The 24,767-nt window shown below is 67.8% G+C and carries 20 protein-coding genes; 10 read left to right on the top strand and 10 right to left on the bottom strand.

Going from position 1 to position 24,767, the window contains the following annotated elements; genetic code table 11:
- Positions 1–78: 78 nt before the first annotated feature.
- From FB473_RS08175 to FB473_RS08165, 3 genes are all read left to right on the top strand, one after another.
- On the top strand, positions 79–501 hold the full coding sequence (locus FB473_RS08175; protein WP_208390485.1) for a DUF2752 domain-containing protein: 423 nt from the start codon (positions 79–81) through the stop codon (positions 499–501).
- 194 nt (positions 502–695) lie between these two features.
- A complete protein-coding gene (nrdR, locus tag FB473_RS08170) occupies positions 696–1,199 on the top strand; it encodes a transcriptional regulator NrdR (RefSeq protein ID WP_167166326.1) in 504 nt (167 codons plus the stop codon).
- A gap of 109 nt (positions 1,200–1,308) precedes the next feature.
- Positions 1,309–4,095, top strand: coding sequence for a vitamin B12-dependent ribonucleotide reductase (locus FB473_RS08165; protein WP_243863864.1), 2,787 nt, complete (start codon positions 1,309–1,311; stop codon positions 4,093–4,095).
- A 515-nt stretch (positions 4,096–4,610) separates the two neighbouring features.
- Here FB473_RS08165 and FB473_RS08160 read toward each other — a convergent pair.
- From FB473_RS08160 to FB473_RS08135, 6 genes are all read right to left on the bottom strand, one after another.
- Positions 4,611–4,820 (bottom strand): hypothetical protein, encoded by a 210-nt coding sequence (locus FB473_RS08160; RefSeq protein WP_167166322.1) that lies wholly within the window; start codon positions 4,818–4,820, stop codon positions 4,611–4,613.
- Positions 4,821–5,057: 237 nt separating this feature from the next.
- Positions 5,058–5,390 carry a GNAT family N-acetyltransferase gene (locus FB473_RS08155; protein WP_167166320.1) on the bottom strand — a complete coding sequence of 111 codons (333 nt, stop codon included), beginning with the start codon at positions 5,388–5,390 and terminating at the stop codon, positions 5,058–5,060.
- Positions 5,391–5,518: 128 nt separating this feature from the next.
- Positions 5,519–5,692: an antitoxin gene (locus tag FB473_RS08150; protein ID WP_167166318.1), complete on the bottom strand. Its 174-nt coding sequence runs from the start codon at positions 5,690–5,692 to the stop codon at positions 5,519–5,521.
- 126 nt (positions 5,693–5,818) lie between these two features.
- Entirely contained in the window at positions 5,819–6,130 is a 312-nt protein-coding gene (locus tag FB473_RS08145) for an AzlD domain-containing protein (RefSeq protein ID WP_167166317.1), read from the bottom strand.
- Positions 6,127–6,762, bottom strand: a complete 636-nt coding sequence (locus FB473_RS08140) for an AzlC family ABC transporter permease (protein ID WP_208390484.1) — start codon at positions 6,760–6,762, stop codon at positions 6,127–6,129. The genes FB473_RS08145 and FB473_RS08140 overlap by 4 nt, the downstream gene beginning before the upstream one ends.
- Positions 6,763–6,851: 89 nt before the next feature.
- Positions 6,852–7,373 carry a VTT domain-containing protein gene (locus tag FB473_RS08135; RefSeq protein ID WP_167166313.1) on the bottom strand — a complete coding sequence of 174 codons (522 nt, stop codon included), beginning with the start codon at positions 7,371–7,373 and terminating at the stop codon, positions 6,852–6,854.
- A 94-nt stretch (positions 7,374–7,467) separates the two neighbouring features.
- Between FB473_RS08135 and FB473_RS08130 the strand changes: the two genes are divergently transcribed.
- The 4 genes from FB473_RS08130 (at position 7,468) to hrpA (ending at position 15,598) form a co-directional block, all read left to right on the top strand.
- The gene (locus FB473_RS08130; RefSeq protein ID WP_167166311.1) at positions 7,468–7,668 is read left to right on the top strand and encodes a hypothetical protein; all 201 of its coding nucleotides are present in this window, start codon (positions 7,468–7,470) and stop codon (positions 7,666–7,668) included.
- Positions 7,669–7,744: 76 nt separating this feature from the next.
- Complete coding sequence (locus FB473_RS18235) at positions 7,745–8,683, top strand: AEC family transporter (protein ID WP_167166309.1); 939 nt, start codon at positions 7,745–7,747, stop codon at positions 8,681–8,683.
- 130 nt (positions 8,684–8,813) lie between these two features.
- Positions 8,814–11,321, top strand: coding sequence for a phosphoketolase family protein (locus FB473_RS08120; RefSeq protein ID WP_167166308.1), 2,508 nt, complete (start codon positions 8,814–8,816; stop codon positions 11,319–11,321).
- A gap of 146 nt (positions 11,322–11,467) precedes the next feature.
- Positions 11,468–15,598, top strand: a complete 4,131-nt coding sequence (hrpA, locus tag FB473_RS08115; protein ID WP_167166306.1) for an ATP-dependent RNA helicase HrpA — start codon at positions 11,468–11,470, stop codon at positions 15,596–15,598.
- On the opposite strand, the gene FB473_RS08110 is transcribed toward hrpA, so the two are convergent.
- Entirely contained in the window at positions 15,570–16,493 is a 924-nt protein-coding gene (locus tag FB473_RS08110; RefSeq protein WP_167166304.1) for a LysR family transcriptional regulator, read from the bottom strand. The two genes, hrpA and FB473_RS08110, sit on opposite strands and share 29 nt — an antisense overlap.
- Positions 16,494–16,513: 20 nt before the next feature.
- Between FB473_RS08110 and FB473_RS08105 the strand changes: the two genes are divergently transcribed.
- Positions 16,514–17,590, top strand: coding sequence for a YeiH family protein (locus FB473_RS08105; RefSeq protein WP_167166302.1), 1,077 nt, complete (start codon positions 16,514–16,516; stop codon positions 17,588–17,590).
- A 31-nt stretch (positions 17,591–17,621) separates the two neighbouring features.
- Here the strand turns inward: FB473_RS08105 and treZ are convergent, their stop codons facing one another.
- Together treZ and treY are read right to left on the bottom strand one after the other, a co-directional pair.
- Positions 17,622–19,406: a malto-oligosyltrehalose trehalohydrolase gene (treZ, locus tag FB473_RS08100; protein WP_243863508.1), complete on the bottom strand. Its 1,785-nt coding sequence runs from the start codon at positions 19,404–19,406 to the stop codon at positions 17,622–17,624.
- Positions 19,403–22,111, bottom strand: a complete 2,709-nt coding sequence (gene treY, locus FB473_RS08095) for a malto-oligosyltrehalose synthase (RefSeq protein ID WP_167166300.1) — start codon at positions 22,109–22,111, stop codon at positions 19,403–19,405. The genes treZ and treY overlap by 4 nt, the downstream gene beginning before the upstream one ends.
- A gap of 137 nt (positions 22,112–22,248) precedes the next feature.
- On the opposite strand from treY, the gene FB473_RS08090 reads away from it, so the two are divergent.
- Both FB473_RS08090 and FB473_RS08085 read left to right on the top strand, forming a co-directional pair.
- On the top strand, positions 22,249–22,713 hold the full coding sequence (locus tag FB473_RS08090; protein ID WP_167166298.1) for a hypothetical protein: 465 nt from the start codon (positions 22,249–22,251) through the stop codon (positions 22,711–22,713).
- 92 nt (positions 22,714–22,805) lie between these two features.
- Positions 22,806–23,699 (top strand): acyl-CoA thioesterase domain-containing protein, encoded by an 894-nt coding sequence (locus tag FB473_RS08085; protein ID WP_167166296.1) that lies wholly within the window; start codon positions 22,806–22,808, stop codon positions 23,697–23,699.
- 15 nt (positions 23,700–23,714) lie between these two features.
- On the opposite strand, the gene FB473_RS08080 is transcribed toward FB473_RS08085, so the two are convergent.
- Positions 23,715–24,650, bottom strand: a complete 936-nt coding sequence (locus FB473_RS08080) for a sigma-70 family RNA polymerase sigma factor (protein WP_167166294.1) — start codon at positions 24,648–24,650, stop codon at positions 23,715–23,717.
- Positions 24,651–24,767 lie beyond the last annotated feature (117 nt).

Genomic DNA, 24,767 nt, shown 5'->3' with positions numbered 1-24,767 from the left:
GCATTCTCCAATCGCGTTGCGTGACTGCACTGAATCCTACGGGCCGATGGGTCGCATCGAAGCTCAGAAGGACGGATAATGGCCACTATGTCTGCGCCGGCACCCGTGCTCCCAGCCTTCTCCGCGCGTCGCGCGTTGACAAGGCTGGGTGCATTCGTGCTCGTGGGAGGGGCGATCGCTGCCGCTCACGCGGTCCTGGGAGTGGGAGTCCCGTGTCCGTTCCGCGAACTGACCGGCCTGCAGTGCCCATTGTGCGGCTCGACGCGGGCGGCACTGCGGCTGACAAGGGGAGACGTGGCGTCCGCATGGTCGCTCAATGCACTGTTCGTCGTGGCCGTGGGCGTCTTGATCGTCTGCGGGGTCGTGTGGGCGGTGGAGGCCCTGGGCGGTCCGGCCGTTCGTCCTCCGCGGTGGGCGCGTCCGCTCCTGCGGCAGAACAGGCTGTATGTCATCGTCGGTGTCATCGGCGTGGTCTTCGCCGTCGTGCGCAACATCGTCTGACGCAATCGCGGCGACACGCCGAATCGCCCGGTTTCCCCGCGCGTCGTTCCCAAACCTCCTTGATTTGATGATCAAAAGATGTACTGTTCCTACATCTAGTAGTTACACGGATGTCTTTTGTCCACAGATTGTGGTCACCACCCACAAGATGTCCACAGAGCTATCCACAGACGCACGGCAGCCGAGGAGGAACGATGCACTGCCCCTATTGTCACCATTGCGACTCGCGCGTGCTCGACTCCCGGGTCTCCGAGGACGGTGCGAGCATCCGCCGTCGTCGTCAGTGCCCGGCATGCGAACGGCGTTTCACGACGATCGAGCAGATGCAACTGGTCGTGGTGAAGAAGTCCGGTGTGGTCGAACCGTTCAATCGCGACAAGGTCGTAGCCGGCGTCCGGAAGGCCTGCAAGGGGCGTCCTGTCACCGAAGCCCAGTTGGCACGGCTCGGGCAGGCTGTCGAGGAGGCCGTACGCGCGTCCGGCCAGGCCGAGATCCCGACGGAGGACGTCGGTGTGGCCATCCTCGGCCCGTTGAGCGAACTCGACCCCGTGGCCTATCTGCGCTTCGCGAGCGTCTACAAGCACTACAACTCGGTCGACGACTTCTTGGACGAGATCGCCCGGATGCGCGCCACCGAGCTACTGGCCGAAGCAGGGGATCTGGGCGACCAGGACCTCGAACCGACCGCCACGCACTGATCCGTCAGCGCGCACCAACCCACCCACCGCCATCACTCATGAGCAGGAGAAGATCGTGACCGACACGACGTATGACCAGAGGACCGACCTGCAGTCCGCAGGCCGCGGAATGACCATCGAGCGTGTGTTCACCACCGAAGGGGTGCACCCGTACGACCAGGTGACCTGGGAACTGCGTGACGTCGTCCAGACGAACTGGAAGACCGGGGAGACCGTCTTCGAACAGCATGGCGTCGAGTTTCCCGACTTCTGGAGCGTCAACGCGTCCACCATCGTCACCACGAAGTACTTCCGGGGGGCGCTGGGCACACCCCGGCGCGAGGCCAGCCTGAAGACGCTCATCGACCGCGTCGTCGGCAAGTATCGCCAGACCGGCCTCGACAACGGCTATTTCGCTTCCGAGGCCGATGCGGGCGTCTTCGCCGACGAGCTCACGTGGCTGCTGCTGCACCAGTACTTCAGCTTCAACTCGCCCGTGTGGTTCAACGTGGGCACGGAGGCACCGCAGCAGGTCAGCGCTTGCTTCATCCTCAGTGTGGACGACTCGATGGAGTCGATCCTGAACTGGTACCGCGAGGAGGGCATGATCTTCAAAGGCGGCTCGGGTGCCGGCCTGAACCTCTCGCGGATCCGTTCGTCCAAGGAACTGCTCCGCTCGTCCGGCGGCACCGCCTCGGGCCCGGTGAGCTTCATGCGTGGCGCGGACGCGTCGGCGGGCACGATCAAGTCGGGTGGCGCGACCCGCCGGGCCGCGAAGATGGTCGTCCTCGACGTCGATCACCCCGACATCGAGGAGTTCGTCGAGACCAAGGCCCGCGAGGAGGAGAAGATCCGCGTTCTGCGCGACGCCGGTTTCGACATGGACCTGGGCGGCAGGGACATCGCCTCGGTGCAGTACCAGAACGCGAACAACTCCGTGCGGGTGAGTGACGAGTTCATGCAGGCCGTCGTCGACGGTGGCTCGTTCGGCCTGAGGGCACGCACGACCGGTGAGGTCATCGACACGGTCGCCGCTCCCGAGTTGTTCCGCAAGATCGCCCAGGCCGCGTGGGAGTGCGCCGACCCCGGATTGCAGTACGACGACACGATCAACGCCTGGCACACCAACCCCGAGTCGGGACGCATCACCGCGTCCAACCCGTGCTCGGAGTACATGAGCCTGGACAACTCGTCGTGCAACCTGGCGAGCCTCAACCTCATGAAGTTCCTGCGTCCGGACGACACCTTCGACACCGCCCGGTTCACCAAGGCCGTCGAACTGATCATCCTCGCCATGGACATCTCGATCACGTTCGCCGACTTCCCGACCGAGCCGATCGCGAAGACCACCCGCGACTACCGTCAGCTCGGCATCGGGTATGCGAACCTGGGCGCCCTGTTGATGGCGCTCGGCAAGGGATACGACTCGGAGGGCGGACGCGCGCTCGCCGCCGCCATCACCTCGTTGATGACTGCCGTCGCCTATCGGCGCAGCGCAGAACTGGCCGCTGTGGTCGGCCCCTACACGGGGTACGCCCGCAACGCCGATGCCCACCAGCGGGTGATGCGCAAGCACCAGACCGCGAACGACGACCTCCGGCCGCTGCACTCGCTCGACCGCGAGGTGCGTGACGCCGCCGGCCATGAGTGGGAGCACGTGATCGAACTCGGCGCCCACAACGGGTTCCGCAACGCCCAGGCGTCCCTGCTGGCCCCGACCGGCACCATCGGCTTCATGATGGACTGCGACACCACGGGCATCGAGCCCGACTTCTCGCTGGTCAAGTTCAAGAAGCTGGTCGGCGGCAGCTCGATGCAGATCGTCAACCAGACGGTGCCCCAGGCCCTCAAGAACCTCGGCTACCAGCCGGAGCAGGTCGAGGCGGTCGTCGCGCACATCAGCGAGCACGGCAATGTCATCGACGCCCCGGGCCTGAGGCCCGAGCACTACGAGGTCTTCGACACCGCCATGGGCGCCAGGGCGATCAAGCCGATGGGGCACGTGCGCATGATGGCCGCTGTGCAGCCGTTCCTGTCGGGTGCGATCAGCAAGACCGTCAACCTGCCCGAGAGTGCGTCGGTCGACGATATCGCCGACGTGTACATGGAGGGCTGGCGCCTGGGCCTCAAGGCGATCGCGGTCTACCGCGACAACTGCAAGGTCGGTCAGCCGCTGTCGGACGCGAAGAAGGTCGACGAGAAGGCCGCGACTCCGGAGCCCGAGGTGCGCATCGAGTACCGACCGCGCCGCCAGCGCCTGCCCAAGTCGCGTTCGGGCCGCACCACGAGCTTCTCCGTGGCGGGGGCCGAGGGCTACATGACCTCGGGTTCGTACGACGACGGGCGTCTGGGTGAGGTGTTCCTGAAGCTCGGCAAGCAGGGGTCGACCCTGGCCGGTGTGATGGACGCGTTCTCGATCGCGGTGTCGATCGGCCTGCAGTACGGGGTGCCGCTGGAGAGCTTCGTCCAGAAGTTCACGAACCTGAAGTTCGAGCCCGCCGGCATGACCGACGACCCGGACATCCGGATCGCCCAGTCGATCATGGACTACATCTTCCGGCGGCTGGCGCTCGATTACCTCTCGTTCGACGAGCGGGCGGAGTTGGGCATCTACACCGCGTCCGAGCGCGCTCGCTACGTGGAGACGGGCAGCTACCTCTCGGAGGAGGAAGCGGCCGAGATGCCTGAGTCGGAGCAGCTCAAGAACGACGCGGGCGACGACCTCCGGGTCGACGGTGCCGGGCCGCTCCAGCCGGTGCTGATCGAGGCGAAGCCGCACACCACGGCCGAGTTGCTCGAGACCATGACGGGCTTGGCGGTGGACGCGCCACTGTGCATGACCTGCGGCACGAAGATGCGGCCGTCCGGAAGCTGCTACGTCTGCGAGGGCTGCGGCTCGACCAGCGGCTGCAGCTAGTCGACGCCCTGACGGCGGGCCGGTTCCTCCTCCGGGAGGGGCCGGCCCGCCGTCTGTGTGGGGCAGAAAACACGTTCGCACCCGGAGTCACCGGGCCAGGCCGTGACACAGTTCCTTCAAATTTTTCGGCCTGACCTGGTGGCTACGGGTGATGCTGACGTGAGCCACCGCCCGGCCTGATTTGAAGGAACTGTGTCACGCGGGTTCGCCCGCAGGGGGCCGCCGGCCCGGGAATCGCTCAACTCTGGTGCAAGAAGAACAGGGCATCGCCGGTGAGCAGGAATCCCGCTGCGTACAGCCCGCCGAACAGCAGCGCGGTGCCGAGGAGAACGGGCCCGCAACGTCGCTTCTCCCGATCGGCGGCTAGGTCACGTGGCGCCCGATACGTCCAAGCAGTCCGCGGGCCGTCTCGGGGGTGAAACTCGGCTGCCGACCGTCCGACGACGTGGACTCCGGCGGAATGCCAGGGATCAGCGGCATGCCGTCTGCCGCCGCGTTCGCCATCAGGACGTCGATCACCGCCCACAGCTGGCCAGGGGGAGGAACTCGGGCTCCGCGTAGATCGTCCATTGCGGGCCGTAGGGCGCCTCGACGCGGAAGTCGGCGCTCGCCGCGATGGGGGACCATCCCGCGGTGTGGCGCAGTGCGATCTCGGGATGGGTGCCGCGCAGAGGGACGACCGCCCAGCCGCGTCGCTCAGCGCGGGCCGGAACAGGAACAGCCACGCGGCGACCGGGAGCAACACCGGCAGGGTCCAGTGGACGGCCGATTCGACGGCCGTGGTCATGGGTGGCCTTCGCGGACGTGAGCGAGACCTCGGTGTTCCTGGCGCCACCGGGTGGACACCCCGCCGCGCCATTCCGTGCGGCTGGCACGAGGAATGTAACTCGCTGTCCGGGCGAGGGACGAGGGAAGATGAAAACTCAAGTACCGGTGTTCGCGTACCGCCCTGGACGCTGCGATCAGCGCTGCTGGGTGTCGTCCGGGACAGGAGCGCGCCCGCTGCTCATGCCGTAGCGAAGACTGGTGTAGTCGGGATGGTGATCGAGCCACGCCTGGACGAAGGAACAGGTCGTGAGCACCTGGCGGGTTCCTTCGGCTCGCACGTCGTCCATCGCGGCCCGGACGAGCTGGGAGCCGAGCCCGCGTCCGGCGAACGCGTCGTCCACCTCGGTGTGGGTGAACACGATGAGGTCGTCGGCGAGCATGTAGTCCGCGAAGCCGGCCGGTTCGCCGTCCACGGAGATCTCGAAACGGTGCGCCTGCTTGTTGTCGGTCACGTGGGTCTGGCCCATGACATCCTCCTCGGCCCCTCCAACTCGATACGGAAGACGGGACTGGGGGCCGGCGCCATGCCGACCCCCAGTCAGATACATAGGGTGTGTCTTTGACGGCTCACGGCCGCCTGAAGCCTTCGGCCTGTTCAGGCCTTGGCATCGTCGATCTGGTCCTTGAGGAAGTTCTGAGCCTGGTCGACCTGAGCGGCGAACTTGCCCTCGGTCTTCTCGTCGACCAGATCACCGACCTTGTCGATGACTTGCTCCACCTGGTCCTCATGGCCTGCGACGGCGGCCTTGATGTCGTCGAACGTACCCATCAGGACCTCCTTTCTCTCGACTCGTGCCGGCGGCTGCCCAGCGCCACTCCAGAGTAGGCCGTCAAGGCTTCAACTGCAGAGGATCGGCACAAGTTCTCGCTGAGCGATAACCGGCCGGTGGGCGCCTCACGGCAGTCCGGCGGCTCGTCCCAGAGCAGCGGCGAGAGCACCCAACACGACGACCAGAAGAAAGGGTGCCCGGGCCCACAGCGCGACCCCGGCGACCACCAGGGCCAGGACACGCGAGTCGAGTTCGATGTGGCTTCCGGACGCGAAGGCGTTGGACGCGACCAGCGCCGCGAGCAGGCCGATCGTCATCGCGCGACTCACCCGTCCGAACCGCTCCGATTCGAGCAGCCGATGGGGTAGGAGGTAGCCGACGAGTTTGGTGGCGAAAGCGACCAGGCATGCGAGCAGGACCCACGCGGTGAGACTCATCGGCGTCCTCGATGCGTGATCGCGCTCATGCCGACCGCGACCACGGCGGCGAGCAGCAGGGGAGTGCCGACGGGGACGAGCGGAACCGCGATGACGGTCACGACCGCGCACGTGATGGCGACGGCGACGGCGTCACGGCTCCTCAGCCGGGGCCACAGGAGCCCCAGGAACGCGGCGGTGGCCGCACCGTCGAGGCCCCATCGTTTCGGATCCCCGAGGGACTCGCCCGCCCAGGCACCGATGAAGGTGAACAGGTTCCACAGCACCCAGACGCCGATGCCGGCGGCCCAGAAACCTCGTCGTCGTTCGGCCGGATCGTCCTGGGCGGCGAAGGTGGCGAACGATTCGTCGATGGACAGTTCGGCCATGACGGGCTTGACGATCGCCCGTGGCTTCAGTGCGGCGTTGAGTTGGGCCCCGTACACGGCGTTGCGAACGCCGAGAAGGCTGGCTGCCGCCAGTGCACCACCGCCACCACCGGCTATCGCGCCGATGAAGGCGAACTGTGAGCCACCGGTGAACATGAGGGCGCTCAACAGCTGCGTCTGCACACGATCGAGGCCCGCGGCCATCGACAACGCCCCGAACGACACCCCGTACAGGCCGGTGGCGATCGATACCGACAGTCCCATTCGTACCGCTGGGCCGGGGCCACGACGAGCGGGAGCAGAGGCAGGCACCCGCCAACCGTAGCCCATGGGGAACGGTCGTCCCCTGTCTCTTATGCGGCGTCTGCAGAGTGATCGTCCGCAGCGGTGGCCGGCGCGTGCGGCGAGCGGCGTCGGACGCGGTGTTGCACGAGGACGAAGAGGGCGGCGGCCGCCGCCAGGGCGAGCGAGCCCACGATGGTCAGACTCGGCGACAGGCGGTAGGCGGCCAGCCACAGCTCCAGCCCGACGAAGCCCACGGTGCCGTAGATCAGGGCCCAGGCCACTCCGCCCACGGCCACGGCGGGCACGAAACGCGGAGCGGGCATGCGGGCCACCCCGGCGGCGACGAGCACCATCGTCTGGAACCCGACGGTCACGAAGCACAGCGCGACAGCGGGAGCACCGTAGCGGGCCACGATGTCGGCCGCGCGACGGTAGCGGGAGTCGGCCAGGATCCGCTTGAAGCGGCTGTGGCCGATTCCGCTCACGACGCCCCGTCCCACCCAGTAGGTGCCGGTCGCCCGGCAGGTGACGATGACGAACAGTGCGGCGTAGACGACCAGCTTGGGGGCGTCCCAGGCCAGTGGGTTCACGGGCGTCCTCCTGTCGGGCGATGCTCACAATCTACCTGCGCCCGATCCCGCGTCCCAGGGACGATGATGGGGATCGGACCAATGAGGAGGGACGATGTTCGGACGAAAAGTGCCCCCGGACCAGCCGCTGATCGGGCTCGACGTGCATGCGCAGGGCGTCTTCCCTGTGGAGATCTCGCAACCCGGGAACTGGCAGAAGAGACGTCGTGTGCCGCTGAAGGCGACTGTCGATCAGCAGACGGGGGAAGTGCACCTCTACATCGATCCCCAGCGGGTCAGGGAACTGAGGCGCTGAGCCCGGGGACGCGGCCCGCGTCCCATCAGGCGCGTTCGGTGCCCATGCGGCGCCGTGCGTCGTAAGCTGAACCCTCGTGGCAGACGTGCTGGCGGGCTTCTTCACCATCTGGGCGGTCATCGGCCTGGGATGGGCGCTGGCGCAGTTGAAGGTGCTCGACGAGTCGGCACAGAGGCTGCTGTCGAAGGTCTCGTTCCTGGTCGGCCTTCCCGCTCTGCTGTTCAGCAGCCTGCGGGTCGCCGAGTTGGGACGCATCTTCTCCACCAACGTCGTCGTCTCGCTGATCGCGATCTTCGCGACGCTGGGGATCTACCAGGTGCTGGCCATGGTGGTGTGGAAGCGTTCGGCGGGCCACCAGGTGATCGGTGGGTTCGCGTCCTGCTACGTCAACGCGAACAACATGGGGCTGCCCATCGCCAACTATGTGTTGCACGACACCAGTTGGGTGGCGCCGATCCTCCTCATCCAGGTGGTCTTCCTGCAACCGGTGGGGCTGAGCATCCTGGACGCGCTGGTCGCGCGGCGCCAGGGACGCCCCACCTCGTGGCTGAGCAACGCGACGCTGCCGGTGCGCAATCCGATGACCCTGGGTGTGCTGGCCGGGCTGGTCGTGAACCTGCTGGACGTCCCCCTGCCCACGGTGGTCACCGACACGATCTCGCTGGTCGGTGGAATCGCCGTGCCTGCGATGCTGTTGGCCTTCGGCATCTCACTGCGGTTGGGTCCGCTGCCCGGGCAGGGCAATGTGACCGAGACGGTGACGGTGTCGGTGCTCAAGGTCGTCGTCCAGCCGCTCATCGCGCTGGTCCTCGCGCACTGGGTGTTCCATCTCGATCCGACGACGGTGCTCGCGGTGACTGTCATGGCAGGCCTGCCGACGGCACAGAACGTGTTCGTGTTCGCGATGCGCGGTGAGCAGTCGGTGCAGTTGGCCCGCGATGCCATCTTCATCACGTCGTTCGCCTCCATACCGACCGTCACGATGCTCGCCGCCCTCGTCCACGCGGTGGTGTGAGCGAATACGCCGGGTTGGCAGCCAATCCGGAACATGCTGCTGCACTTATCACGCATGGATGGCAACTTTGTTGGCCATCCGGAATGCGCAAGTTGCATTATCGTGCTCGCGGGGCGGTTAGCGTGGAGACATGGCATCTGTCCCGAAACTCTCCAAGGATGAACTCCGACGCGTGGACGCCTGGTGGCGCGCCGCGAACTACCTGATCGTCGGACAGATCTACCTTCAGGAAAACCCGCTGCTGACCCGCTCCCTCAGCCCGGACGACATCAAGCCTCGTCTGTTGGGCCATTGGGGGACGAGCGCAGGTCTCAGCTTCATCTACTCCCATATCAACCGCCTGATCCGGCACACCGGTCAGGACGTCGTCTACATCGCCGGCCCCGGTCACGGTGGGCCCGCGCTGGTGGCTGCCGCTTATCTCGAGGGCTACTACTCGGAGGTGTTCCCGAAGGTCACCCAGGACGCCGACGGTCTGCGCAGGCTGTTCCGCCAGTTCAGCGCGCCGGGTGGTATCCCCAGCCACGCCTCGGTCACGACCCCGGGTTCGATCCACGAGGGTGGTGAGCTCGGCTACGCGCTGTCCCACGCTTTCGGCGCGGCCTTCGACAACCCCGACCTGCTCGTCACGGCGGTCGTCGGCGACGGCGAGGCCGAGACCGGCCCGCTCGAGGGCGGCTGGAAGGGCATCAGTTTCCTCAACCCCGTACACGACGGCGCGGTGCTACCGATCCTGCACCTCAACGGCGCCAAGATCGCCAGCCCCACGGTGCTGGCCCGCAAGGATCCCGAAGAGGTCAACGCCCTGTTCGAGGGGCACGGGTACGAGGTCGTCTGGGTCGAGGGTGACGATCTGCCCTGGATGCACGAGCGCTTCTCCGACGCCCTCACGTACTGCTACGACCGGATCAAGCAGATCCAGTCGGACGCGCGCAGCGGCAACTGGGATGGTGAGCGCCCCCACTGGCCGATGATCGTGCTGCGCACCCCGAAGGGGTGGACCGGCCCGCACACCGTGGACGGGAACACCGTTGAGGGCACATGGCGTGCTCATCAGGTGCCGCTGTCCGGTGTGAAGACCGATCTGGACCACCTGGCGTCGCTCGAGGAGTGGATGCGCTCTTACAACATCGACGAGCTGTTCCACGCCGACGGCACGCTGACCGACCTGGTGGCGTCCAACAATCCGGTGGGTGACAAGCGCATGTCGGCCAGCCCGTACGCGAACGGCGGCCGGCTGACCGTCGATCTCGACCTGCCCGACTTCCGCGACTACGCGGTCGAGGTGACTTCCGAGACCCGCGCGACCGATCGCATCGAGTCGACCCGCAAACTGGGCGAGCTCATGCGCGACATCTACGTGAAGAACCCGACCAACTTCCGGCTCTTCTGCCCCGACGAGACGAACTCGAACCGCCTGGGCGCGGTGCTCGAGGTGTCGGACCGCACCTTCATGGAGCGGACCAACATGATCGACGAGAAGCTCAGCTCCAACGGGCGGGTCATGGAGGTGCTCTCGGAGCACAACTGTCACGGATGGCTCGACGGGTATACCCTGACCGGTCGCCATGGCGTGTTCGCGTCCTATGAGGCATTCGGCATGGTGTCGGCGTCCATGACGATGCAGCAGGCCAAGTGGCTCCAGGAGGCCAATCACCTCGAGTGGCGCAAGAAGGTGCCGAGCACCAACGTCCTGCTGAGTTCCACCTGCTGGCGCAACGACCACAACGGGTTCTCGCACCAGTCACCGGAGTTGCTCCAGGTCGTGCTCAACCTGCGGGGCGACGTCTCGCGCATCTACCTGCCCCCGGACGCCAACAGCCTGCTGGTGGTCGCCGACGCCTGCTTCAAGTCGCGCAACTGCGTGAACCTGATCGTGCAGGACAAGCAGCCCCAGCCCCAGTGGCTGAGCATCGACGAGGCACAGGAACACTGCACCCGCGGTTTCGGTGTGTGGGACTGGGCGGGCACCGAGGGTCTGGGCGACGAGAAGCCCGACATCGTGCTGGCCTGTGCGGGTGACGTGGTGACCATGGAGGCCGTGGCGGCAGCCGAGATCCTCAAGCAGCAGCTGCCCGAACTCACGGTGCGCTTCGTGAACGTCGTCGACCTGATGACGCTCTACCGCACGAAGGATCACCCGCACGGCATGAGCGCCAAGCAGTTCTCCGATCTGTTCACCGACGACGTCGACGTGGTCTTCGCCTTCCACGGCTACCCGGGGGCGATCCATCAGCTCGTCCACGGACGCCCGGACGCCGACCGTTTCCGCGCTCGCGGCTTCCGCGAGCAGGGCACCACCACCACGCCGTTCGACATGGTGGTGCGCAACGAGGTCGACCGCTACCACCTGGTGATGGACTGCATCAACAACGCCCGCAACAAGCCGGCAGGCAGCCACGAGCTGTACCAATGGTGCGAGCAGCAGTTGCGACGGCACGAGGACTACATCGTCGAGTACCTGGAGGACATGCCCGAGGTGCGCGACTGGCGTCTCGGTGCGCACGCCTGGGAGACGGCGCTGATCGCCAAGGACGACCTCGACAACAAGGCGGAGGAGGAGCGCCTCGAAGCGCTCGACGCCCAGGTCGACGCTCCAGAGGGTGCCGAGCAGGGCGACGTGCTCGTGGAGCACTGAGCAGCCGCCAGGAACCTTCCTGATGGGCGCCGGACGGGTCTCGACAGGCTCGTCTGGCGCCCATCGGCGTCTGGCAGGCTGGGCCGCTGTCCGTGATTCCCGCCGACTGGGCCTCGCTTCGGCCCGACGCCTAGGCTGGCTGTGAGATGAGTGATCCTGCGCCCAACATCCTGACGTCCCCCGCGCCGCGGGTCTCCTACGACCCCGCACTGCCGATCAGCGCCCACGTCGACGAGATCGCCGGCCTGCTGCGTGATCACCAGGTGATCGTGGTCGCCGGCGAGACGGGGTCGGGCAAGACCACACAGCTGCCGAAGATCTGTCTGCAGATCGGGCGCGAGCACATCGGCCACACCCAGCCGCGCCGGATCGCGGCGCGGAGCGTGGCCGAACGCCTCGCCTCCGAGCTCGACGTCCAGCTGGGCGACCTCGTCGGCTACCAGGTGCGGTTCACGCGCCAGGCCGGACGGGACACGCGGATCAAGGTCATGACCGACGGCATCCTGCTGGCCGAGATCACCCGCGACCGCGAGCTGCGGCACTACGACACGATCATCATCGACGAGGCACACGAACGTAGCCTCAACATCGACTTCCTGCTGGGTTACCTGAAGCAGTTGCTGCCCCGGCGCCGCGACCTGAGAGTCATCATCACCTCGGCGACGATCGACACCGCGCGGTTCAGTGAGCACTTCGGGGACGCACCCGTCGTGGAGGTGTCGGGGCGCACCTTCCCCGTGGAGGTGCGCTACCGGCCGCTGGACGAGCCCGACCGGCCCGAGGTCGAGCCGCTGGAGCAGGCCGAGGGCATCGTCCGTGCCGTCAGGGAACTGTCGGCGGAAGGGCCCGGCGACATCCTGGTCTTCTGCTCCGGCGATCGTGAGATCCGGGACGCGGACACGGCGCTGACCAATGCCCGCCTCGACGGCACCGAGGTGCTTCCGCTGCATTCGCGCTTGTCGTCGAACGAGCAGCATCGGGTGTTCAGCCCTCATGCCGGACGCCGGATCATCCTGTCCACCAACATCGCCGAGACGTCGGTCACCGTGCCGGGCATCCGCTACGTGGTGGACGCGGGCACGGCGCGCATCTCGCGCTACTCCGCCCGCACCAAGGTGCAGCGATTGCCGATCGAGCCGATCAGCCGCGCGTCGGCGAATCAGCGGGCGGGCCGTTGCGGTCGCGTGGCCCCCGGCATTTGTGTGCGGCTGTACTCCCAGGAGGACTACGAGTCGCGGCCGGAGTTCACCGAGCCCGAGATCCTGCGGACGAACCTGGCGTCGGTGATCTTGCAGATGGCTCGCGCCGACTTGGGCGACATCACCGATTTCCCGTTCGTCGAGGCCCCGGACGCCGGCCAGATCGGCGACGGCATCAGGCTGCTGGACGAACTCGGCGCCCTGAAGCCGCGTGCCGGTGGGGCGCGAGGCGCTGGCGGTGCTCGGCGGGGCTCGGAGGTCCCGGGCGGTTCGGTCGTCCGGCTCACCCGTGTGGGACGTGCGCTGGCCGATCTCCCGATCGACCCGAGGCTGGGGCGGATGCTCATCGAGGCGTCCGGACGGGATGCACTGCGCGAGGTGCTGGTCGTCGTCTCGTTCCTCGCCATCCCCGACGTGCGGGAGCGACCCGCCGAACACCGGGACGAGGCCGATCGGCTGCATGCGAGGTTCTTCTCCGACGACGGCCTGGAGGACGCCGGCCGGGAGTCTTCGGATGCGGGTGGGGCGGCCCGTCCTTTCGACGAGCTCAAGGACCGTCGGCAGGGCAATCTCCAGGACAGTCGACAGGGCAATCTTCAGGACGGTCGACAGGGGAATCTCCAGGATGCGGGTGGGCCGGGGGAGCCCCTGCGTCACACCGCGCACACCTCGGGCGCGCTGCGTGCCCAGATGCTGGCGGGCAAACGCCGAGGCGGGAACAAGTCGCGGACGAATTCAGGTTCCGCGGGCAAGATCTCGTCCGCGGGAACGGATTCGGTCCGCGGCGACCCGGGTGGGGACATCATGGCCATCGTCCGGCTCTGGCGTTACCTGGAGACGCGCCGCCGGGAGCTGTCGGGCAACCAGTTCCGCCGGATGTGCCGGGACGAGTACCTCAACTACCTGCGGGTCAGGGAGTGGCAAGACCTGCACATCCAGCTCAAGCAGGTGTGCAAGGACCTCGACATGCACCGCAACGGTCGCGAGGCGCCCACCGAACAGGTGCTCACCTCCGTGTTGTCGGGGCTCTTGTCGCACGTCGGTCTCCAACTCCCGCCGCCGGCCCGCGAGCCGGGTGCGAAGGGACGGCGCCGTCGTCCCGTGACCGAGTACGCGGGAGCCAGGGGAGCGCGGTTCGCGATCCAACCCGGATCGGCGCTGGCCCGTCGCGACCCGCAACTGGTGATGGCGGTGGAACTGGTCGAGACGTCGCGGCTGTGGGCCCGCACGGTGGCGGCCGTCGAGCCCGAGTGGGTCGAGCAGGTGGGCGCCCACCTGCTGAAGCGCAGCTATTCCGAGCCGCACTGGTCGTCCAGCTCGGCCAGCGTGGTTGCCTACGAGAAGGTGACCTTGCTGGGCGTGCCCATCATCGCCGACCGGGCCGTGGGCTACGCGTCGGTCGACGCGGCGGTGGCCCGTCAGATCTTCATCCGTTCCGGGTTGGTCGAGGGGCAGTGGCATCCCTCCGACACGCACGCCGATCACGGCTTCCTGGCCCACAACGCGGCCGTGCTGCGCGACGCGGAGGACGCGTCCGACCGCATCCGGAGGCGTGGAATGGTGGTGGACGATCAGGACGTCTACGACTTCTACGACCTGCGGTTGCCGTCGTCGGTGGTGTCGGGCGCGACGTTCGACGACTGGTGGCGGGGTCAGCCCGACCCCACAGCGCTCGAGTTCTCGCTCGACATGCTCACCGACTCCGACGAACTGGACGATGCCCTGGCCGGGTTCCCCGAGCGCTGGCCGATCGCCGGGCTCAACCTGCCGGTCAGCTACGTGTTCGAGCCCGGGCACGAGCGCGACGGGGTCGCCGTCCGCGTGCCGCTCGCCCAGCTCAACCAGTTGGAGCCCGAGCCGTTCAGCTGGCAGGTGCCGGGACTTCGCCTGGAGCTGGCCACCGAACTCGTCAGAGCGTTGCCCAAGCAGGTGCGTACGAACTTCGTGCCCGCCCCCGATCACGCGCGCAATGCCCTCACGTGGCTGGAAGACCACTCGCCGGATCACGAACGCCGATTCTGTGACGAGCTCGGCCGCGCGCTGAGGGCGCTGACCGGCGTCGTGGTGGACGCGGATCAGTGGCGGCCCGACCTGGTTCCCGCGCACCTGCGGGTCGGCTTCGAGGTGACCTCCCCGGGTAAGCCGTCGCGCTACGGACGCGATCTCGCGGCGCTACGGCAGGAGCTGTCCCAGCAGGTCAGCCGGACGATCACCCGTGCGGCGCCGAAGGCGGTGGAGGCCACGTCGTGGACGTTCGGCACCATCGAGCCCCAGGTGCAGATCCGCCGGTCGGGCATCACGGCCGTCGGATATCCGGCGCTCAAGGACCTCGGCCGCGCGGTCACGGTCGTCATGGCGACCACGCCCGAGCAGCAGGCCGCGAGCCACAGGCTCGGCGTGCGGCGCCTGCTCGTCCTGGTCAACCCCGATCCGACGCGGTGGACCGTCTCGCACCTCAGCAACGCCGAGAAGCTCGTGCTGCCGACGGGGCCCTACCCGTCGGTGCCCAGTCTGCTGGCGGACGCGCGGCTGAAAGCCGTGGATCAATGCGCCCGCCGGGTGACCGACCCTGCGTCGGTCAGGGACGAGGCCGCCTTCGAGCGTCTCGCCCTGGCGGTGAGGCAGGAACAGGCCGATCAGATGCGGCGTGTGGTGACCACCGCGGCGAGCGTCCTCGAACTCGCCCGGGAGGTGCGGGCGAAGGCTGCGCGGGTGCCGTCCATCGGCGCCGAGGTGCTCGGACAGCTCGACAATCTGGTGTTCGATGGGTTCATCTCCTACATCCGCGATCCCTGGTACGACCACCTGCCCCGCTACCTCAAGGCGATGATCGCGAGACTCGACCTGGCTGCCGCCAACCCGGCGCGCGAAGCGCAACTCATTGCCCCGATCGACGAGGTGAGCGACGAGTACGACGATCTGGTCGGTGCGCTCCCGCCGGGCCGGATGCCGGATGCCGTGGACGACGTCGGGTTCTGGATCGAGGAACTTCGCGTCCAGGCGTTCGCGCAGACCCTCGGCACCTCGCTGACGGTGTCGCCGAAGCGGATCAGGAAGGCGATCGCGGCGCTCCCGTAGGACGCGAGGCCGCCTGCACCAGGGCCAGGAGTTCGCTCGCGGCGCCGAGCAACGGCGCGCCGGGGTTCCACACGGCATGGAGCGGACGGCGCAGGCGCTGGGGCTCGTCCACCGGGACGGGACGCACCTGGCCGAGCGACACGGCCGCCGAGACGGCGCGTTCGCTGAGGACAGCCGGTCCAGCGCCGGCGGCGACACTCGCCAGGACGCCGGCGTTGCTGCTGACGACGAGCTCCGGGGGCACCGGGTCGAACCGTGCGAGCGCCCGGTCGAGCGTCTCGCGGGTGCCCGAGCCCTGCTCGCGCACCACCAGGCTTGTCACTGCCAACTGGGCGAGCGACAGCGGCCTGCGCCGCCGCGCCCACGCGTGCCCCCGTCCGACGACGACCACGAGCTGGTCGTGGCCGATCAGGCGTCGGGCGAGGCCGGGACGCAGGGTGGGGGTCTCGACGAGGCCGAGCCTCTCGTCGCCGGCCGACAGCGCGTCCATGATCTGGGTGGAGTTGTGCACCGACATCCTGACCGCCGTGTCGGGCCTGGTGCGGTGGTACTCCGCGAGCCACCGCGGTGCATAGCACTCGGCCACCGTCTGAGAGGCGAGGATGGCCAACTCGTGACGGAGCTCCGCACCGAGCGACGCCAACGCGGCGGTGAACTGCACAGCCCCCGAGAGCAGGGGCGAGGCCCATTGGGCGACCAGGGCGCCTGTCGGAGTGAGCCTCGACCCGGTCGACGAGCGCACGACGAGTGCGTGACCGAGCTGGCGTTCGAGCCGGCCGATCGTCCGGGACGCATTGGGTTGGGCGATGCCGCAGGCGCTCGCGGCGCGCGTGAGGCTTTCCAGTTCGCCCACGCGAACGAGGAGTTCCAGAGCCGCAAGATCAGGCCAAGCCATATCGGTATGATATGGCAGGCATGTCCACTTCGATCTGGTGGACCACCCAGGGATCGGCCACAGTGGCTGGGGTGAAGTCCATTCCTGCTCGTGAACGAGCGATCGCCGCTGACACACCCACCCCGTCCTCCCTGGTGAAGGGCCTGCTGGCGTGCGCCGTCATCGCGGCCGCAGCGGTGATCGTCAACCGGTTCGTCCCCACCATCAGCGCGCTCCTGGTGGCCATCGTCGCCGGAGCGGTGGTGGGAAACGTACGTCCGGTGCCGTCGGCGTGGCGTCCCGGGATCGCGGTGGCATCGAAGACCCTGCTGCGTGCCGGCATCGTCCTGCTGGGTCTTCAGGTGCCGATCGCTTCGCTCCTCGGACTGGGGTGGCCCACGCTGCTGTTGGTGGTGTGCGTGGTGACACTCGGGGTGGGTGGCACGGTGCTGATCGGCCGTTTGCTGGGGGTGCCTCCGCGAATGACCGCGCTCATCGCCTGTGGATGCTCGATCTGTGGTGCGGCCGCGGTCGCGGCAGCCCGTGAGACCGTCGGCGCCGACGACGAGGAGACCGCCTCGGCACTCGCGCTCGTCGTGGTATTCGGCACGATCGCGATCCCGGTCACCCCGGCCCTCGCCCACCTGCTGGGCCTCAGCAGTCACGCCGCCGGGGTCTGGGTGGGAGGCAGCGTCCACGAGGTGGCGCAGGTCGTCGCGGCCGCCGCGATCGTCGGCGGGGACGCCATGACCGTGGCGGTGGTCGTCAAGTTGGCCCGGGTCGTGCTGCTGGCGGCGGTCATGGCTGCGCTGGGAATCGCCATGCGCCGCTCCGATGAGCCCCACACGGGCGGACGCCGTCCCCCGCTGGTCCCGGGATTCGTTCTCGGGTTCCTGGCCATGGTCGTCGTCGGTTCGATCGTCAGCGTGCCGGCGGGGTTGGCCGCGGCCGTGAAGCTCGTTCAGACTTTCTGCCTGGCGATGGCGATGGCCGCGCTGGGAACCGGCATCGTCGTGGGGAGGCTGCGCGGTATCGGGGCCCGTCCCGTGGTGCTGGGCGTGATCGCCTCCCTGATCGTGTCTGCGGTCGCCCTCACCGGCACGCTCCTGATCGGGTGATGGCTCCCCGATCGGCCGCTGCCTCGAGCGTTCAGTTCCGCAGGACGGCGACGGAACCGCCCGGCAGGTACAGCACACCGGACGTGTCGAGTTCGGCCTGCCCGAAGCCGGTCACGAGCCCGGACGCACGGACGGCCACATCGGCGGACGCGGTTCCCGGTGCGAGGACGACCGTGAACGGGCCGTACGTCATCGAGAACCAGCCTGGCCCGTGAGCGGTCGTCGCCGGGGACCCGTCGCCCGGCAACTCGGCGCGGCGCAGATCGATCAGAGTCCGGTACCAGCTGAGCATGCGTGCGTGCTCGGGACGCGACGGTTCGTCCCAGTCGAGCTTGCTCGCGGTGAACGTCGCGGGGGACTGGGGGTCGGGAACCGCGGCGTCCGTGCCGTAGATCTGCGACCACTCGTGTCCCTGGAACTCGCGGAGCCTACCGGCCGTGACCGCTCGCCCGAGGTCGGGGTCGTGGTCGGTGAAGAACTGGAAGGGACGGGTGGTACCCCACTCCTGCCCCTGGAAGAGCATCGGGGTGAAGGGGCCGAGCAGCAGGATCGCCGCCCCGCCGGCGACGATGCCGGGCTCCAGCCGGGCGTCGGGGCGGTCCCCGCGTCCCCGGTTGCCGACCTGGTCGTGATTCTGGGTGAACACGACGAAACGTCGGCGGTCGAGATCGTCGGGCACCGGGGCGCCCCAGGGGCGGCCACGGAACGTGGACCACGAACCGTCGTGGACGAACACGTGCTCCAACGCCTTGCCGAGTACCTCGGGCGAGCCGAAGTCCACGTAGTAGCCGAACCGCTCGCCCGTGAGGTAGGCGTGGAGGGCGTGATGGACGTCGTCGGCCCACTGCGCGTCCAGACCGAGCCCGCCGTCGTCACGGGAAAGCACGGTGGAGGGCTGGTTCCGGTCCGACTCGGCGACGAGGGACACGGGCCGCCCGAGCGCAGGGCGAAGATCGTCGACCCGTCGGCTGAGTTCGGCCAGGATGTGGACCGGCGAGTCGTCCCTGAGCTCGTGGACGGCGTCCAGGCGCAGGGCGTCGGCGTGGAAATCGCGAAGCCACCGGCACGCGTTGTCGGTGATGAAGGCCCGGACGCCGTCGCTGTGCGCGTCGTCCAGGTTGATGGCGTCCCCCCACGGGGTCTGGTGGCGACCGGTCAGGTAGGGGGCGAACACGGACGCGTAGTTCCCGGCCGGGCCGAAGTGGTTGTAGACGACGTCCAGGCACACGCCCAGCCTGCGCGCATGACAGGCGTCCACGAAGCGCTGGAGTGCCTCCGGCCCGCCGTAGGCCTCGTGAACCGCGTAGAGCGACACTCCGTCGTAGCCCCATCCGCGCTCGCCGGGGAAGGGGACGACCGGCATCAGCTCGACGACCCGCACACCGAGGTTCACGAGGTGGTCGAGCCGGTCGATGGCGGCGTCGAGCGTTCCCTGCGGGGTGAAGGTGCCCACGTGGAGCTCGTAGAACACCTCGCCGAGCACGTCGAGCCCGCCCCACTCGCCATCGGTCCAGGAGAAGGCGGTCTCGTCGAAGACCCGGGAGGGCCCGTGGACGCCGTACGGCTGGCGGGCGCTCCGCGGATCGGGGCGGGGATCGCCTCCGTCGACCGACAGGAGGTAGTCGGTGCCCGCGGGCAGGGCGATCGCCCAGTGCTCGTCGTCCAGCCGGGCCATCGGCAGCCACTGTGCCCCTGACAGCTCCTCGGCGGACAACGGCCGGTCGAGCCTGCCACGCGGTGTAGCGGGGACGACCACCGCGTCCGCCCGCTTCGCCAGCGGCGCCCACAGCCGGATCTCCCGGTCGGAGGCCATCATTCGGGACGATCCCGTCTTGGCTTGTCGGCGGGAACCGGGTGAGTGCCGTTCACCTCGCGTCCGTTCTTCTGCTCGGTCTGGTCCCTTTCGCCGAACCTGCGAGTGAGCCATCCCAGCAGACCTCCGGGGGCGGCGTCGGCCTCGGTCGTAGTGGGACGCGGATGCACCGGGTGGTGGGGCGCCTGCATGACGGCGCGCATCGTCGTGGTGCGCTCTCCGTCGGAGACGTCCTCGAGTACAGCGCAGGGGAACCGCGAGAGCATCGGTGCCAGTTCCACGTTGCCGGCCTCGTATTCGCGGCCGGTCAGCACGTCGAACCAGTGGCCCTCGGGCAGGACGACGGTGTGGTCGTTGAAGCCCTCCACCTCGGCTGCGGAGCGGAAGGCCGTGGTCGCGATGGTGACGACCTGGGGTGTGTCACCCCGCGCGAAGCTGAGCACGTGGCCTGTGGAACTGGGCAGCGGCCGGTAGGCGGCCCCGGACCCGACGAAGACCTCCGGGCGGCGCCGCCTCAGCCGCAGGATCTGCCTGGTCAGGTGAAGCTTCTCCTCGGCAAGGGTCTCGGGTTCGTGCTGATTGAGGGTGGCGGTCGTGGCGGCCAGTGCCGCGAAGTCGACCGGTTGCCGGTTGTCGGGATCCACGAGGTAGTTCTGCACCGTCTCACAGGACTGGTAGTTGTCGGCGACGCCGACACAGGTCAGCTGGATCGCCTTCCTGGCGAGGATCGCCACTCGCGCGGACTCCCGTGTGAAGTCGTACCAGTCGGTGAGCGTCCCGATGACCACGTCGTCGGCGTAGAGCGAGCGGATGGTCTCGAGGAGCCGCGTCTCGTCCTCGCTGTTGGGGCTGGTCCATGAGGTCCAGATCTTCTGCTCGCGGGCTGCCTTGACCATGTACTGCTCGAGGCGCTCCCGCTCGATCGGGCCGGCGTCGGTCCAGGTGCCGGCGAGTACCTGCCACAGGAGATTCTCGGTGTGGCCCTCGGTGCTGCTCGCGTACCGGTGGAGCTTGCCCAGCAGAGTCCGCCATTCGCCCGAGTACTGCGCCAGCACGGAGATGCGGCTGCGGACGTCCTCGGAACGTTTCGTGTCATGCGTCGTCCCGCACGTCATCGTCGCGGGCCAGTGGTCGGCGGTCTGCGAACACCAGCGATGGAAGTCGTCGGCGGACATGCCCCACGTGGCGGGGGAGCCACCGACCTCGTTCAGCGAGACCAGATGCGTCCAGCGGTAGAACGCGGTGTCCTCGACCCCCTTGGCCGTGACCGCTCCACACACCTGCTGGAACCGGACGACCAGTTCGTCCCGCTGCTCGCGCTGAGCGCGTCCCCGGGAGCCGACTTCGCGTCCGAGGACGAGGTCGACGACCACGGCGAGGGTGTCGTGGAGCTCCGGGTCGAGCACCCTGCGGGCCCGATCGGCTGCCTGGCCGACCAGGTCGACCGCCTCCTCGGGGGCCTCCTCGCCGGGCACGACGTAGGCGCGGTAGCGGGGAAAGGCGACGACGAGTTCGGTCACGCACTTGGCGATCCAGCCCTGCGTGTGGTCGCGCAGCATGATGTCGTCCCGGCAGATCTGATAGGCGAGGGCGGCGATGCGATGCACCTCGGCGATGAGTGAGGTGGTGGTGATCTCCCGCTTGGCCTGGGCGACCGCCTGATCGAGGGTGCCGGGGATGTCCCCGGCGACCTCGTGGGCGATCGAGCCGAGATCGCCGTAACCGTTCGGGTCGACCTGCAGCGCGCCGATACGCCAGGACGCGTCGTAGCCGGTCGTACCTGCCACGGGCCAGTCGTCCTGCATGGGCTCGTCGGCCTCGAGGATCTTCTCGGCCGCGATCCAGGCCCCGCCGGTGGCCTTCGACAGCCGACGCATGTACCCGCGCGGGTCGGCGAGGCCGTCGGGGTGGTCGATACGGAACGCGTCGATCAGGCCTGCGTGGAACAGTTCGAGCAGCAGGGCGTGCGTGGCGTCGAACACCCCGGGATCCTCGACGCGCACGGCCAGCAGCGTGTCGACGTCGAAGAACCGGCGGAAGTTCAGTTCTTCGGAGGCGACCTTCCAGTACGCGAGGCGGTAGTACTGCTGAGCGATGCACACCGGGATCGGGAGCTGTTCGGTGCCCGCACGAATCGGGAACACGTGGTCGTAATAGGCGAGGACCGGCTGGGCGCCGTCCTCCTCGAACCCGGGGATGACACGCCGTTCGAGGGTTATCTCGTCGTTGCTCAGCACGGTTCCGATCCGCGCGCCGAGGAAGGGCATGAGGATGCCGTCGCCGTCGTCGGTGCCGTCGAACCATCCCGCGTACGGCGACTGCGGCCCGTCCTTGAGCACCGACCACAGCGCGCGATTGTGGTAGATCGGCGTGGGCACGCCCATGTGGTTGGGGACGACATCGACGATGACGCCCATTCCCCGCTTGTGGGCGGCTCGTGCCAGGCGTTCGAAGCCGGCGCGGCCTCCCATGACGTCGCTGATGCGCGTGTGATCGACGACGTCGTAGCCGTGGGTGCTGCCCGGGGCGGCCTGCAGGATCGGGCTGAGATAGAGGTCGGTCACACCGAGGTCGTCGAGGTAGTCGAGGCAGCCGATCGCCTGGTCGAAGGTCAGGCCAGGGCCCAACTGCAGTCGGTAGGTCGACACCGGAGTGCGGCGTCCGAGCGACGGCAGATGGGTCGTCTGAGTGACACGAGCAGCAGGCATGGTGAGATACAACCTAGCGCTCCCGGCACCCGCGAAGCAGGCGACCCGGGACCTTCCCGGAGATTTCACTCGCCTGGCCTGCCGAAGCCCTTTGGTTCACTAGGCTTGATGGCGCAGCCAGGAGGGAAGGGACAGACATGGACTTTGGAGACAGGCTCCAGGATTTCGCGAAGCAGGCGCAGTCCCGCGTCAACAGCTTCGTCGATTCCGTCAAGGACAAGTACGAGGATTCCGACATCGACGACAAGCTGGCCTCCTTTACGCAGGAGGTCACCGACCGCTACAACGACTTCGCGGGTTCGGTCAAGGACAAGCTGGACGACACGGAGCTGGACGACAAGTTCCACAGCTTCACCACTTCGATCGGCGACAAGTACCGCGAGGTCTCGGACAGTGTGAAGGCCAAGTACGAGGACTCCGATCTCGACGAGAAGTTCGACGGGCTCAAGGCCGACCTCGGGGCGAAGTTCACCGATCTCAAGGCGTCTTTCGACCAGGCCGCTCCCGCGACCCCGGGGGAAGCAGCCGAGCAGGCGACGCAAGCCGCTGATGACGTGGCCGACGCGGTTGAGGACGCCGCGCAGGACCAGACCCAGAACTGAGTTCCACCATCCGGGTGGGTGGACGCGCGACGAGCGTCCCCCCACCCGGATTCTTGCGTTGCCACAACCGGAGTTGTGGCATGGTTGGTGGCGTGCCAGCGACGACTGCCGAACTGATCGAACTACTTCATGTCGTGCCCGCGGACGACGACCTGTTCATCGGCCCCCACCTGTCGACCCATCTGCAGCGGACCTTCGGGGGCCAGGTGCTGGCCCAGGCCTTGATGGCGGCCTATGCCACGGTCCGCGACGAACAGGTGGCCCACCATCTGGGGGCCTACTTCCTGCGTCCCGGCGTGGCCGACCAGGACATCGAGTACGTGGTCGACAGGGTGCGTGACGGGCGGACGTTCGCCTCCCGCCTGGTCATCGCGATGCAGGACGGTCGTGTGATCTTCTGGATGTCGGCGTCGTTCCATGTGCCCGAGGACGGGCTGGAGCATTCCGATCCCTTGCCACAGCCGGCCCCGCTGCCCGAGGAGTGCCCGTCCTTGCGCGATGTGATGGTCGAGCGGTTCGGCGCCTCGGAACTGTGGAACGAATGGAACGCCCTCGATGTCCGGTTCGCGGGCGACTCCGGTGCGTCCCATCAGATCACCCCGCGCGTGCACAGCTCCCACCTACGCGTGTGGGTGAGGACGACCGATGCCATGCCCGACGACCTCAGGCTGCATCAAGCGGTCATGGCCTATCTGTCCGACATCACCTTGCTCAGCGCGAGTGTCGTCCCTCATGCCGTCAACTTCACGTCCCCACGTCTCATGGTGCGGTCGATCGATCACACGATGTGGTTCCACCGGCCGTTCCGCGCCGACCAGTGGATCCTGTACGACCAGATCTCGCCGACGGCGTCGAGTTCGCTCGGATACTCGACCGGCAGGCTCTTCCAGAACGGGATCATGGTGGGCTCCGCGTCCCAGGAGGGCCTGATACGCGTACTCCCCGAGACCACGGAGATCTCGGGGAGCGACGGGTTCAGCAAATGACGCGGTGAGGGGTGGTCAGCCCACCGACACCGACGTGCGCTCGCGCAGCAGCACGAGCGCGGCGCGCTCGATCTGGCGGACGCGCTCAGCGGTGATGCCCCACACCTGGCCGATGTCGGACAACTTCGCCTGGCGGCCGTCGAGCAGGCCGTAGCGGCGGCGGACGACATCCGCCGAACGCTCGTCCAGGCCCTCGAGCATGGTGTCGAGCCGTTCACGGTCTTCCTGGCTGAGGACGACCTCGTCGGGGCCGGGAGCGGTCTCGCGGGCGATCAGGTCGCCGAGCGAGGTGTCGCCGTCCTCCTCAACCGGGGCGTCCAGGCTCACATGCTCTCGGCTGTAGCGGATCAGGTCGACGACCTTGTCCTCTTCGACGTCGAGCTCGCGGGCGATCTCCTGCACCTCAGGTTCGCGTCCGAGCGTGCGCTCCAGGTTGCGGCGCACGGCGGAGATCTGGTTGACCTGCTCGGCGACGTGCACCGGAAGCCGGACGATGCGTCCCTGCTGGGCGATGCCGCGGCTGATGGCCTGGCGCACCCACCATGTGGCGTACGTGGAGAACTTGAAACCCTTGGTGTAGTCGAACTTCTCGACTGCCCTGATCAGGCCGGTATTGCCTTCCTGCACCAGATCGAGCAGCGGCATCTGCGAGCGTCCGTACTTGCGTGCGACGGAGACCACCAGACGAAGGTTCGCCTGGACGAAGTGCTGCATGGCCTGTTCACCCTCGCGAGCGACGAGCTCGAGTTCGTCGTCGGTCGCTTGCGCGGTGCGCTCGGCACGACCGTCGAGAACGGCCTGGGCGTACTGGCCGGCTTCGATCAGGCGTGCCAGTTCAACCTCTTGTTCGGCGCTCAACAGCGGCGTCTTGGCGATCGATTCGAGGTAGAGACCTACCGAGTCCTTGCCGTCGATGCCGTCGTTGCTGCGCACACGAGTCTTCGAGTCCATGGGCATGCCTTTCTGTTGCTCGTACTGTGTAACGCAAAAGACGACCGATTTCATTCACCCAAGCCGTGAAAAAGCTGGAAACGGGATCGATTCGGGGGCGGGGTGCGACTGGGGTCT

It is taken from the genome of Brooklawnia cerclae (genome assembly GCF_011758645.1).
Lineage (GTDB): Bacteria > Actinomycetota > Actinomycetes > Propionibacteriales > Propionibacteriaceae > Brooklawnia > Brooklawnia cerclae.
Note: the sequence above shows the minus strand (reverse complement) of the source record. Positions and strands in the feature narration are given on the sequence as shown.